This is a genomic window from Thioalkalivibrio sp. ALD1, from assembly GCF_000381245.1.
GTDB lineage: Bacteria > Pseudomonadota > Gammaproteobacteria > Ectothiorhodospirales > Ectothiorhodospiraceae > Thioalkalivibrio.
Window position 1 is genome coordinate 13,327 of the sequence record NZ_KB906241.1, and the last position, 11,908, is coordinate 25,234.

Annotated in this window: 11 protein-coding genes and 1 tRNA gene; 5 read left to right on the forward strand and 7 right to left on the reverse strand. The window is 64.2% G+C overall.

Annotation, left to right across the window (positions count from 1 at the left end):
• The first annotated feature begins 1 nt into the window (after position 1).
• Complete coding sequence (locus F623_RS0100080) at positions 2-1,015, forward strand: M14 family metallopeptidase (protein ID WP_018862704.1); 1,014 nt, start codon at positions 2-4, stop codon at positions 1,013-1,015.
• Between the two features lie 45 nt (positions 1,016-1,060).
• Here the strand turns inward: F623_RS0100080 and F623_RS0100085 are convergent, their stop codons facing one another.
• The 5 genes from F623_RS0100085 to F623_RS0100105 form a co-directional block, all read right to left on the reverse strand.
• Positions 1,061-3,292 carry a hypothetical protein gene (locus F623_RS0100085; protein ID WP_026278786.1) on the reverse strand — a complete coding sequence of 744 codons (2,232 nt, stop codon included), beginning with the start codon at positions 3,290-3,292 and terminating at the stop codon, positions 1,061-1,063.
• A gap of 210 nt (positions 3,293-3,502) precedes the next feature.
• A complete protein-coding gene (locus tag F623_RS0100090) occupies positions 3,503-3,712 on the reverse strand; it encodes a hypothetical protein (protein WP_018862702.1) in 210 nt (69 codons plus the stop codon).
• A gap of 139 nt (positions 3,713-3,851) precedes the next feature.
• Positions 3,852-3,928: transfer RNA gene (locus tag F623_RS0100095), tRNA-Met, on the reverse strand.
• A gap of 60 nt (positions 3,929-3,988) precedes the next feature.
• Positions 3,989-4,294, reverse strand: coding sequence for a ferredoxin (locus F623_RS0100100; RefSeq protein ID WP_018862701.1), 306 nt, complete (start codon positions 4,292-4,294; stop codon positions 3,989-3,991).
• A 54-nt stretch (positions 4,295-4,348) separates the two neighbouring features.
• On the reverse strand, positions 4,349-5,083 hold the full coding sequence (locus tag F623_RS0100105; RefSeq protein WP_018862700.1) for a YdiY family protein: 735 nt from the start codon (positions 5,081-5,083) through the stop codon (positions 4,349-4,351).
• Between the two features lie 106 nt (positions 5,084-5,189).
• On the opposite strand from F623_RS0100105, the gene F623_RS0100110 reads away from it, so the two are divergent.
• Both F623_RS0100110 and coq7 read left to right on the forward strand, forming a co-directional pair.
• Positions 5,190-6,374 carry a (Fe-S)-binding protein gene (locus F623_RS0100110; RefSeq protein WP_018868718.1) on the forward strand — a complete coding sequence of 395 codons (1,185 nt, stop codon included), beginning with the start codon at positions 5,190-5,192 and terminating at the stop codon, positions 6,372-6,374.
• Positions 6,375-6,429: 55 nt separating this feature from the next.
• Positions 6,430-7,068 carry a 2-polyprenyl-3-methyl-6-methoxy-1,4-benzoquinone monooxygenase gene (gene coq7, locus F623_RS0100115; RefSeq protein WP_018868717.1) on the forward strand — a complete coding sequence of 213 codons (639 nt, stop codon included), beginning with the start codon at positions 6,430-6,432 and terminating at the stop codon, positions 7,066-7,068.
• 16 nt (positions 7,069-7,084) lie between these two features.
• Here the strand turns inward: coq7 and F623_RS0100120 are convergent, their stop codons facing one another.
• On the reverse strand, positions 7,085-9,265 hold the full coding sequence (locus F623_RS0100120) for an HAD-IIB family hydrolase (protein ID WP_018868716.1): 2,181 nt from the start codon (positions 9,263-9,265) through the stop codon (positions 7,085-7,087).
• Between the two features lie 13 nt (positions 9,266-9,278).
• Positions 9,279-10,676, reverse strand: a complete 1,398-nt coding sequence (locus F623_RS0100125) for a glycoside hydrolase 100 family protein (RefSeq protein WP_018868715.1) — start codon at positions 10,674-10,676, stop codon at positions 9,279-9,281.
• Positions 10,677-10,790: 114 nt separating this feature from the next.
• Here F623_RS0100125 and F623_RS0100130 point away from each other — a divergent pair, with 114 nt between their 5' ends.
• A complete protein-coding gene (locus tag F623_RS0100130) occupies positions 10,791-11,417 on the forward strand; it encodes a TetR/AcrR family transcriptional regulator (RefSeq protein ID WP_018868714.1) in 627 nt (208 codons plus the stop codon).
• Between the two features lie 31 nt (positions 11,418-11,448).
• On the forward strand, positions 11,449-11,904 hold the full coding sequence (locus tag F623_RS0100135; RefSeq protein WP_018868713.1) for a cytochrome c: 456 nt from the start codon (positions 11,449-11,451) through the stop codon (positions 11,902-11,904).
• Positions 11,905-11,908 lie beyond the last annotated feature (4 nt).

Sequence of the window (11,908 nt, forward strand, 5' to 3'; positions counted from 1 at the left end):
CATGAACACGACCCTGCACGAACTGCACGAACTGCCCGAGGGCTTTCTCGACACCACCCCGGAGAACCTGCACGAGTGCGTACCGGAGCCCACCCTGATTCACCTAGAGGGCCAACGGTCGCCGGCGGTAGCAGTCGTCCTGCTGCTGCATGGGAACGAGCCCGTGGGCCTGCAGGCGATCCAGCGGCTGTTGCGACACTACACCGGGAAGCCCCTCCCGCGGGCACTGACGCTGATCATCGGCAACCCGCGCGCCGCGGCCGTCAACCAGCGCCACCTCGACGAGCAGCCGGATTTCAATCGCATCTGGCCCGGCACAGAGCAGCCGGGGTCGCCGGAGGCCGATCGATTGGCCGAGGTCTGCCGCCGCCTGGAGCGGCACGGCCTGTTCGCCGCGGTCGACCTGCACAACAACACCGGACGCAACCCGCATTACGCCTGCATCAACCGCCTGGATCCGGCATTCATGAACCTGGCGGCACTGTTCAGCCGCACGGTGGTCTATTTCACGCGCCCGCGAGGTGTGGCCTCGATGGCCCTGGCAAGCATTGCCCCCTCGGTCACGCTGGAGTGCGGCCCGCCCAATGACGAATCGGGCATCCAGCACGCTTGCGAGATGCTGGACGCAGTGCTGCACCTGGATCATTTCCCGGAACAGCCGCCGCGCGCTGGCGACATCGAAATCTTCCACACCGTGGCCCAGGTACGCGTGCGGCCCGGGCTGCAGGCCGGGCTGGACGCGCAGCACGATGTCCGGCTCGAACCCGACCTGGACCGCCTGAACTTCCAGCTCCTGCCGGCCCGCTCGACACTGGTGCGTATCCGTCCGGAGGTGGACAGCCCACTGGTGGCGATCGCCGAGGATGGACGCGAAGTGACAGCGGAATATCTGGAAACCCGCGGCGACGAGATCCGGCTCAAGCGCGCAGCGATGCCGTCGATGTTGACGCTGGACACACGAGTGATCGCGCAGGACTGCCTGTGCTATCTGATGGAACCGCTGGCCCTGCCCTGAGACTTTGGGTCGCCCCTGGCACTTCCCGGGGCGACCCGCTTGGCGCTACTTCTTGCTGCTGGCCCGGCGCTTGGCCGCGGTGGTGCCGGTCTTGCCATCGTTCAGGCTGATGATCTGCGTCTTGCTGGTGCGATGGCGGTAGATCTCGCGCAGGTAGCGAATCGCCTGTTTGACGTTCTCGCGGCTAAGACGGATGTCGTTGATCGAGACAAAGCTTTTCTCGTCGCTGCACATCTCGCGATACTTCTTCTCGTACATCGGCTTGATCGCGTACCAGTTGGTATCGAGGATGCGCGTCGGGTTCTCGAACTCATTGAGCATTTCGTCCACGCGCTGCTCGTCGAATTCCTCCGCCCGGATCAGATCCAGCACCGCATGGTCGAGGGTGTCGTCGAAGCGTGTCTTGTCATTGGCGAAGCAGCGCTTGATGTAGGCCACGAACAGGGTCAGGAAGTCGTCCGACAGGCAGGGGCTCTTCACCACCAGGGTCGTCAGCGACAGGTTGGCCGAGGCCCCGATGACCAGGGCATAACGCTTGAGCGTGGTGTTCGGGAACAGCCCGTTCAGGTGCGTCTTCAGCCGGTTCAGGTCCATGTAGGACAGCTTGTAGTCCTTCGGCAACGACAGGATCGTGACGATGGACGAGCAATTCTTGAAGAAGTGCAGGTCGCGCAGGTGGACCGCGTCCATGCTCGATTCCTTGTACTTCTTCAAGGCTTCGCGGTAGCGCGGCGCATCGATCGGCAGCAGGCTGATGCCCTCGATCGCCTCGGTCTGCTTGTTGAAGTGCGGCAGATCGATGGACCGATAAAACAGATCGTCGATATCCAGCGGACCCTGCCCGACCGGGGCGTGCTCGCCAGTGGCCACCTCGGACTCCGCATAGGCCACGGCGACCGGCCCCGCAAGACTCATGAACAGATCGTTCGCATCGAGGCGAATGGTCTCGCCAATGTCGACCCCCGCGCGGCGGAAATAGTCCTCGTCGTAGTCCGTGGTAACCGCCTGCGCGGTCAGGATGTTGAAGATCTGCTGGGAGATGTACTGGTTGGCGTACTTCTCCATGGCGTTGACGTCGACATTGCGGATATTGCCGTCGTCGGTCTCCTCCGCGTAGCGCATGATGTCGTTGGAGATCAGCATCATCGCGTTCCAGGGACGGATACGATGCATCATGTCCTCATCGCGGGTCTCCTCGGCCTCGAAGTTGTAGGAGAAGTCCCATTCCTCCGCGAGATACTTGCACAGCAAGCGCCCGGCATTGATGTGCAGCGCCTCGGACATCTCCACCCGGTTGTCCTGGATGTTCGGCAGGATGCAGATACCGGCGGCAAAGATCGGCTCGAACACGAACGAGTGGTCACGATTGGCCTTGTCGCGCTTTTCCAGCTTCGGGTCGAAGGTCTTGCGCATGTAGGAGTACTGCTGCGCCAGCCCGAATTCGGAGGCCATGCCGGAGCCCGTACCCCCGCCCGCGCTGAAGATGTAGAAGTACAGCCGCGACTGGTTGGCCTTGATGCCACAGGAGTCGATCAGATAGGAGTGGATGAACTTCCAGTCCTCGTTGGAAAACTGATCGGTGTCCTTGTTCAGGATGATGCGCGCAAGGTACTGGCCCAGGATAGGCGCGTTACCGGCCCCACCGGCATGCACCTCGGACAGATCCATGATCTTCATCTTGTTGTAGTTGTCGATGAAGTTGTCCTGCCCGGCACGGCTGGAGAAGCGGATGCGTCCCTCGATGTCCTTGTCCAGATCGCCCAGCATCACCATCGGTTCGATCAGGAACACCGGCTTCACCGCATTGGACGGCGGCAGGTTCAGGCTCTTGCGAATCCAGCGCAGCGGCCGCATTTCCTTCTCGCGCCCGCCATTTTCCTCGTTGTCCAGCTCGCGCATGTATTCCGAGCGAGCACTGTGGACCAGAGCAGCGACATCCAGGGCCACATTGGAGCCACACCGCCCGACACCGATCAGACACACCGACGGGAAACACTGCTGCTTGTGCTCGTCTGCTGCGCCTCCCTTGGTCAGCCGCGGGAAGACCGTGCTACGCAGGTGGTCGAGATTCTCGAGGATTCGGTCGAGGTCGCGCTCGGTAAAGTAGTGTGGCTCCGTGCGCTCCTGGGTCGTGCGCATCGAGGCTCGGCCGCCGCCGGCGGCCGGCATGGCCGTGCGCGGTCGGACAGGCATGGCTCCCCCTCCTTCACCCATTGCGTTGTCCGTGTCTTCGGACGGGGTCTCCGGCGCGGTATCGCTGGGCCTGGATGTGGACATGCCTGTACTCCTGTATGAATCACCAAGAATGAGTGCTGGTTCCTTGCGCCTCGCACTAAAGCATGGCAGACGCGGGGTTTCAACCAGACAGGAGTGACAGGGCCGCCGATGAGCGGCGGCGGTGCTTCAGACGAGGCAAAGGGGCTCTCCCGGCGGAAGGAGACTCATACCAAAGGATGGCGATACGATCGGATCGACGCGCCAGAAAACTCAGTCTTCGCGTTCGACGCGCTCGAGCAGCTGCTGGACGTGATCGCCCTTGCGGTAGTTCGGCAATTCGCGCTGCATGTCGGCCAATGCCTTCTCGCGCGCCTGCTCGCTGTCGTACCAGCGATAGGACTCCCAGTCGGGGCCCAGCAGATGCGGCATGGACATGGTGCTGCCTTCCGGCAGGCGGATGCGGATTCCGAAACGTTTCATGGAGTTCGTCCGAGGTTGGTCCCAATGAGCCGGGCCGGCCGAGGCGCAGTCTAGCGGAGCCCCGGATGACCAGCAACAAGCCCGCCCACAGCCCGGGAACGAAAAAAGGGCTGCCTGGGCAGCCCTTTCATGAAGACGGTGGTGGCTACGCCCTGATTCGAACAGGGGACCCCATCATTATGAGTGATGTGCTCTAACCAGCTGAGCTACGTAGCCACGCGGGCTGCGAATTCTCCGGAGCTGTCCGCACAAAGTCAAGTTGATGCGCGACGCAGGTCAGATCTGCAAACGCGCGACAACCCGCCCGTTCTTCAGGTGTTCCTCGAGGATCTCGTCGATATCGTGCTCGTCGTGGTAGGTGTACCAGACCCCCTCCGGGTAGACGACGGCGATCGGCCCTTCATTGCATCGGTCCAGACAGCCAGCCGTGTTGACCCGAACCTGCCCCTTACCGTGGATTCCCATCGCCTTTGCGCGATCCTTCGCATAGGCGCGCATCTCGGTCGCCCCATGGTCCTCGCAGCAATTGCCGTCCTCGCGACAGTTGGTACAAAAGAAGATGTGGCGTTCGTAGTAGCCCATCGTGTGCTCCGTCATTCGATCAGCGCATGATAACGCGGGGCGCGGAAGATCCGGTTAGTGGAAGCGATAGACCAGTGTGACATCGGTGATGGTGTCGGTGTTTTCGGTGCCTGGTTCAACGTCGGTGTTGTGCTTCACCGTAAAGCTGGTGCGTAGCGCCAGGCGACTGGTCATGTCCGCGGTGAGCGAAAGGATGTTTTCGATCTCGGTGTTGTCCGAACCATAAAGGATTAGCAGCTCGTCGGTCAGGCGCGCGTTTTCGGAGAGATCCCAACGGAAGTTGCCACCAAAGCGTGCGACCGGCTCGCGCTCTCTGCCGCCTTCGGTACGCTTCCGATACTGCCGCATACCCCCGCCGGCTTCGGCATCCAGCTTGACCGTTTCGCGATCCACCAGGCGACGACCATAGCCGGTGGTCAACGAGCCCTGATACACATAGCTGCTGAATCGGTCGCGCTCGTAGCGCGCCGCACCGAACAGATAGTCATGCTCACCCAGCTTGCGATCCAGTTGGTAACTCCCGACATAGCGCTCCCCCGTGGTGTCGTCATCCTCCTCGTGGTAGTAGCCGTCCAGACGCAGGCGGTTACGCCACTCCTCGCTCGTGTGCTGCGAACGGAAGCGCGCGTGGGCCTTGGTGGAATCGGTGTTGCCGGTGGTCTTGGAGGCCCCGAGCTCGATGCTGGTTTCCCAGCCCTCTGCGTCCCAGGCGACGGCTGGCAGGGCTGGTATGCTGACCAGCATGAACAGGGCAAGCGAGGAACGAACTGGGCGGGACGAACGCAGCATGGAAGACCTCCCGAGGCAGAGTAATTGGGGCGAAACCCTAGCAAAGCCCCTCGGTTCTTCGGACCAACCGCCACGGTTTCAGGGTCTTTCCGCAGCCGATCAGTGCGTGCACTGCGGACTGTGCCTGCCGCACTGCCCCACCTATGCCTGGCACCGGGTCGAAGGGGATTCGCCGCGCGGGCGCCTGACCCTGATGCAGGGGCTGGCCCAGGGCCGGCTGGAGCCACAATCATCCCGCCTGCGCGAGCACCTGGAGGGCTGCCTCGGCTGCCGCAGCTGCGAGGTCGTCTGTCCGGCACGTGTCCCGTTCGGCGCATTGATGGATCGCGCACGCGAGATCCTTGAGGACCACCCACCGAAGCCCCGCCCCGGCAGTCTCAGATTGCGACAGTCCCTGCAGACCGCTGCCCTGCGCCATGGGCCGCTGCGTGCCCTCGGGGGCGTGACCGCCCGCGTCGCCCGCAAGACCGGGGTGCAACGCTGGCTGCGCTCCGGCCAGCCGCTGTGGCGCATCCTGGACCATACCCGTGCCTCGCTGGCACCGGCGCCGCAGCTGACGGGCACCGTCGCCCCGGAGCACGCCGATGCCCTGCTGTTTATCGGGTGCATGGATCGCTTCTTTACCGGACCGGACCTAGAGGCCGCGCTCGCCGTACTGCAACAACGCGGATTCCGGATCGCAGTGCCGCGCGGACAGGTCTGTTGCGGGGCACTGGAACAGCATGGCGGGCGGCCACAGGCGGCACGCACCCTGCAACAGCGCAATCAGGAGATCCTGGACGGCGAGGCCCCGGTGATCACCCTGGACAGTGGGTGCGAGGCCACGCTGAGCGAAATCCCCGAAGGCGACCTGGGCCGCCGCAGCGTCAGCCTGACTCGGTTTCTGAGCGAACACCTGGCGGCCGAGTCCACTCCCCCGTCCTGGCTCGACACCCCCGTCCGCGTCGCGCTGCACTTCCCCTGCACCCTGCGCAATGTCACCCGCGAGGCTCGCGAGCTGACCGCACTGCTGCAACGACTGCCGGGCATCATTCTGACCGACGTATCCGATGCCCCGAACTGCTGCGGCGCCGGTGGCACCGCGATGCTTGCGCTTCCCGAGATGTCCGACGGGCTGGGCACGGCCACCCTGGATGCGCTGACCGCCGATACCCCCGATGTGATCGTGAGTGCAAATGTCGGCTGCAGCGTCCACCTGCGCGCCCTGGCCGAAGATCGCGGGGGGCCGCCCGTCCTCTCGCCGGCCCGCTTTCTCGCCAGCCGGCTAAACTCCAGCGCCTCTACGACCTGACGACCGCAATCGCTTGCGTTAGGCTTGAATCATTCCCTGCGAAACGGGCACCACCATGCGCAAACTCAGCCCCCTGGATCACCTGATCGGTCAGGCCGATGCCTTCGTCAAGGTCGTGGCCGGCCATGCCCGTTCCACCGGACGCCCGTCGCCCGGGGGCGATGACTGGCCGCACCTGAAAGAGGACGACCGCCGGCTGTCGACGCGCCTGATGCGCGTCAACCATGCCGGCGAAGTTGCCGCCCAGGGGCTGTACCAGGGCCAGATGCTGACCGCGCGCAATCCGCAGATCCGCGCACACCTGGATCAGGCCTCACGCGAGGAGGGCGATCACCTGCACTGGTGTGCCCAGCGGGTACACGAACTGGGCGGCCGCACCAGCCTGCTGGGACCGTTCTGGTATATCGGAGCGTTCGGGTTCGGGGCCGTGGCGGGCTTGGCTGGGGATGCCCGGAGCCTGGGCTTTATTGACGAAACCGAGCGCCAGGTCGAGCGCCACCTCGACCGCCACCTGGAGCGCCTGCCCAAAAGCGACGAGACCTCCGCGCGCATCCTCGAGCAGATGAAACAGGACGAGGTGGAACACGGTGCACACGCGATGGCGCTCGGCGGCAAGCCGCCTCCCTGGCCGGTACGCAATGTCCTGATGCCACTCACCTCGGGCGTGATGACGCGTACTGCCTACTGGCTGTGACCCGTCCTGGAGGGTCTTAAGACTCCCCCTCTCCTCCCGGGATATCGCAGCGGTTGGGCAGATCGAAGTGCTCGATGCCCTCCAGGATGCCGCGCGCATAGGTGGCGTCGGCGAAATAGATGCGTTGGAAGCCCCGCAGTCCCTCCAGCTCCGGCTGATGATTCCCGACCACGACCCCGAGCAGGCGACCGCGCAGCATGTCCTCGTCGTTGCCGGAGTCCCCGGCCACCAGCACATGCTCCAGCGGGATGCCCCACTTGTCGGACAAGTAACGCACCGCAAGCCCCTTGGAGGCCCGTACCGGCAGCAGGTCCAGATAGCGCTTGTGCGAATAGATCACGCGGGCGTGCAGGTCTTCGCGATACAGGCGGGTCTCGATGTTCTCGGCCTCCAGCTCCCCCGGGGGATCCACGAAGAAACTCACCTTGAACGCCCGCTGATCCTCCGACGGCTGCAACTCCAGCCCGGGCACCTTCAGCAGGCATTCGCGCAGGCGATCGGGTTCCCAGCGATGGCTGATATGACGCGACCAGCCCCGGTCCTCGGTGCGGTCCGCACCGTAGTGGATCTCGCTGCCCACCGAGGTGATCCAGACATCCGGCGCGGGTACGCCGTGTTCGTCCAGCACCGCTGCGGCCGAGTCCAGTCGGCGCCCGGTCGCAATGCCGAAGACCACCTGCTTGCGATGGCGCTTGAGCCAGGCGACAAAGGCCCGCGTGGCCTTGTTGTCACCCAGCAGGGTGTTATCGATGTCCGTGATCACCGCGCGATCGGCCTTGGCCAGTCGGCCCGAGGTCGAGCGCTGTTCGCGCCGTGTCTGACGCACCTCCTTGCTGAGCGCCTTGACCCGCTTGACATACTTCTCGGCGTGCCCGTCCCAGGAGTAGTGCTGGCGCACACCCTTCAGGCCCGCCCGCGAATAGCGCTGCCAGCGCGGACGATCCGCGAGGAGGCCCTGGATCGCGTCGGCGATCCCTTCCGGGTCCAGCGGGTCGACCAGCAATCCGTTGTGGCAACGCGAGATGATCTCCTCGGGGCCGCCGTCGTTGGTGGCGACGATCGGGGCACCGCTGGCCGCGGCCTCGATCAGGGTCAGGCCGAACGGTTCGGTCAGAGCAGGGTTGACGAACACGCCCTTGCTGGATGCGACCAGGCGGTAGAGGTCGGGCACGTCCTCCGGGCTGTGGTGTTTCGGGTAGGCCACCCGGCCGTAGAGATCATGGCGATCGATGCGCAGCAGCAAATCCGTCAGAACGTCGCGCGCACCCTTGTCGAGGTCGCGGATGTCATCGCGATTGCCAGCCACGATCACCAGGTTGGCGTTCTCCTGCAGCCATTCATTACCAGCATAGGCCTCGACCAGTGCACGGATATTCTTGCGTTCGTCGGCCCTGGAGAGCGCCATGATCAAAGGGCGATCGGGTTTTTGCAGGAAACGCCGGATCTCGGGCCAGATCGGCGGCTTCCTGTCGCCGCGCTTCGGCGGTCGGAAGCGCTCCAGGTCCGTGCCCGGCGGGATGACGTCCATACGCTCGGGCTGGTAGTTGTCGTAGGTCGCGTACTGCTCCCCGATCTCCTGGCGCGTACTGGCGATCACCCGGTGGGCATGGGCCAGGGCCTCTTCCTCGGCGTGGATGCGAGTGGCGATGTTGTAGCGCGACTCGATGTCGTCGTCGGACATCCCGCCCTCGCGCAGTCGCTCGCGCTTGACCCGCCCCAGGGAATGCCCGGTCTGGAGCATCGGTGCACCCAGCAGGTTGGACAGGCGCACCGCGACATGCCCGGCATCGGCATAGTGCCCGTGAATCACGTCCGGGCGCAGCCCGACCTCGCGGATGTGCCCGAGGGCGTTGTCGGCAAAACAGTCGAGATACGGCCAGAGCTTTTCCTTGCGCAGGTAGCGCCTGGGACCGCAGTCCAGGCGTACGACAAAAGCCCCGTCGCCCAGCGGCTCCTCGCGCTGGGCATAGTCCTCGGCAACCCGGCTGTCGACAATACGCCGTGTCAGCAGGTCGACCCGCCCCACCTGCGGGTGTCGCGCCAGCGCCCGTGCCAGCTCCACCACATAGAGCGTCTGCCCGCCGGTGTCGGCGTCACGCCCGAGCTCCAGATCCCGCCCCCGGATCAAACCATGGACACTGACCAGGACGAGGTACAGGCCCTCGCCATCCCGGGCCTTGCTCTGGGTCTTTTTCATGAATGCATACGCCTCATGGCAGTTCGGGTTCCGGGCTGTCGAACAGGCTCATGTTCTCGGGGTTGTCGAGCAGGGCCTGCGATACCAGCACGGCAGTGGCCGACCAGGTCTGCTGATAGTTTGCGCGACGACCAATCAGACGACCGTGACGGCCATCGTAGTATTCCGGCCAGTCGTCGCGATGCAGGCGTTCGGCCGCCACCGCGTGCACGCTGCGCGCCAGATCCGGGCGCCCGACCCGGAGCGCGGCACCGGTGAACGCCCACAGCAATGCCGGCCAGTTGCCCCCATTGTGATAGGACCATGGCGTGTTCTTGGGATCGGAGCCGGTCAGCAGGCGCCATTCCTCGCCGCTCATCGCCGGGTAGCAGATCTTCACCGGCATGGTCCCGATCAGATCCTCGAAGCGCTGCTCGAAGGTCTGCATGATCGAACGGGATTCCTGCTCGTCGGCCAGGCCGAAAAGGACCGCCAGCAGGTTGCCAAAGCTGAAGAAGCGAAAATCCATACGCCCCGGGCCAAGGTTGCCGACCAGGTACCCGCTCTCCGACGGCAGCCAGTCCACCAGCCAGTCGGGGATGCTCTCGGGATAGATGTTCAACGCATTCTCCGACTCGTGGCCGAAGTGCTCGGTGCGGTAGCGGTGGATGTGATTCAGGCGCTCAAGATCCAGCCAGTAGTAGTGGCGGATGTAATCGGACAGTTGCCGGGTACGGATCGCGGACTGCGCGCACAGCTGCTCGGAGTCGGCATCGCAGGGCTCGAGCATCGCCAGCGAGGCCTTCAGCATGCCGTAGAAGAGCGCCTGGATCTCCAGCGGGTGACCGAACACGCCCATGCGCCGGTCGATCATGAAGCTGCCGTCCGGCACCAGCAGGGTCGGGAAGACCTCGAAACGGTCCTGCAGGCAGATGCTGAGGATCAGCCGGATGCCGCGCTGCACATCCTGGCTCTTGATGAAGTCGTGATCTCCGGTGCGGTTCTGGTAGGCGCGCAGCAACAGCACCCACCACATCATCGAATCCACCGGGGCCACACGGCCGATCGCGCGGTCACCAAAGTCGGCCGCCAGCCCCTCGCGACCATTCTCGTCGGTAAACACGCGAAAGCTCGCCGGCATCACGCGCGGCAGGCGGCGGTGACCTTCGATCTCTTCCTGGGTATCGCGGATCTGCAGGATCAGCGACAGAAACTCGCGCACGACCTCGGGCTCGTCGTTCAGCAGATAGACAAGCCCGGAGGGCACGAAATCGCGGATGAAGCAGTCGGCGTAGTTCTCGGCCGGGGCGCGGGCATCCAGGCTGGCGACCGTGCCGACCGTCCGGCTCTGGTAGCGGACCTCGGCATCGCGCAGCAACTGGAACGCCGCCTCCAGCGTCGGGTTGCGGGCATCAGGTGGAAGCTGGTTCATGCCCTCGAGTCTATGTAAACGCGTGCGCTTGTGCACGCACCCCCTCCCCTTGGGTTAGTACCAGTAAACTACATGACGCTTGCATCATTAAAAAGAAAGTGATTAATTACTTGCATGAAACGCAAGTCCGGCGAAGAACGACGCGAAGAGATCGTTCAGGCACTGCTTGACCTGACGGCCGAACACGGTGCCCGGGATGTCTCCACTCAGGACATTGCCGATCGGGTCGGGATCGCACAGCCCACGATTTTCCGCCACTTCCCGAACCGCGATGCGATCTTCCGCGCAGCACTGGACTCTATCGGCCGCAAGCTCCTGGACGTACTTACGCCGATGTTCTCCGGACGGGGATCGGCAGATGCCCGCCTGCACAAACTCTTGGCCCGGCAATTGCGATTCATCAGCCGCCGCAAGGGGCTGCCCCGCTTGATCTTCTCCGAACGACTGCATCGGGAAGATCCCGAATTGAAGGCCGTGGTCCGCGACATCATCGATCGCTACACCTCCCGTCTGGAAGAGTTGCTCCGGGAAGGGATCAGCCAGGGATGCTTTCGTCAAGACCTGCAACCGGCCGAAACCGCTCGCCTGATCGTGGCGATGATCCAGGGTCTGGTCATGCGCTGGTCGCTCTCCGACTTCGAGTTTCCGCTTGACCAGCAGGGTGAGGTGCTGTGGCGCTTGCTGGAACCGGCATTGCGCACACCGGAGCCCCGGCCTCCACGAGGCTCGACCCGCACCTGAATACACCCGACCAACCCCGAGGAGTCTGGATATGTCCCATACCCGTGCTGTAACCCTTACTGCCCTAGTCGTCGCCGCCCTCGCCATGCCGCTGGCCAGCACTGCGGCGGCCGAGACCTTTCAATCCGTGATGCAAGGGCTCGCGGACGACATGAACCGGGTGCAATCCGCGCTGTTCGTCGAGGACTTCGCTACCGTCACCGAGGCAGCCGAGGCGATCGCAGACCACCCGAAACCCTCGCTCGGCGAGCGACGGCGTGTCCTGTCGGCCGTTGGCAACCGGGTCAGTGAGTTCCGCGGGATGGATCAGCAGGTGCACGACACCGCCGAACAGCTCGCCGATGCAGCGCGGGAGCAGGACCTGGACAGGGCCATCCGCTACCACGGCAGACTGGTGACCGAATGCATCGCTTGCCACAGCGCATTCCGCGACAAGGTGAGCAGCGGCCTGTCACGCCTGTCGCCGGATAACGCCCCGGAACGCTGAGCGG

Bases quoted from the DNA above. Each gene is read 5' to 3' on its own strand.
- F623_RS0100080 (WP_018862704.1), top strand. From the start codon at position 2: ATGAACACGACCCTGCACGAACTGCACGAACTGCCCGAGGGCTTTCTC.
- F623_RS0100085 (WP_026278786.1), bottom strand. From the start codon at position 3,292: ATGTCCACATCCAGGCCCAGCGATACCGCGCCGGAGACCCCGTCCGAA.
- F623_RS0100090 (WP_018862702.1), bottom strand. From the start codon at position 3,712: ATGAAACGTTTCGGAATCCGCATCCGCCTGCCGGAAGGCAGCACCATG.
- F623_RS0100100 (WP_018862701.1), bottom strand. From the start codon at position 4,294: ATGGGCTACTACGAACGCCACATCTTCTTTTGTACCAACTGTCGCGAG.
- F623_RS0100105 (WP_018862700.1), bottom strand. From the start codon at position 5,083: ATGCTGCGTTCGTCCCGCCCAGTTCGTTCCTCGCTTGCCCTGTTCATG.
- coq7 (WP_018868717.1), top strand. From the start codon at position 6,430: ATGCGCAAACTCAGCCCCCTGGATCACCTGATCGGTCAGGCCGATGCC.
- F623_RS0100120 (WP_018868716.1), bottom strand. From the start codon at position 9,265: ATGAAAAAGACCCAGAGCAAGGCCCGGGATGGCGAGGGCCTGTACCTC.
- F623_RS0100125 (WP_018868715.1), bottom strand. From the start codon at position 10,676: ATGAACCAGCTTCCACCTGATGCCCGCAACCCGACGCTGGAGGCGGCG.
- F623_RS0100130 (WP_018868714.1), top strand. From the start codon at position 10,791: ATGAAACGCAAGTCCGGCGAAGAACGACGCGAAGAGATCGTTCAGGCA.
- F623_RS0100135 (WP_018868713.1), top strand. From the start codon at position 11,449: ATGTCCCATACCCGTGCTGTAACCCTTACTGCCCTAGTCGTCGCCGCC.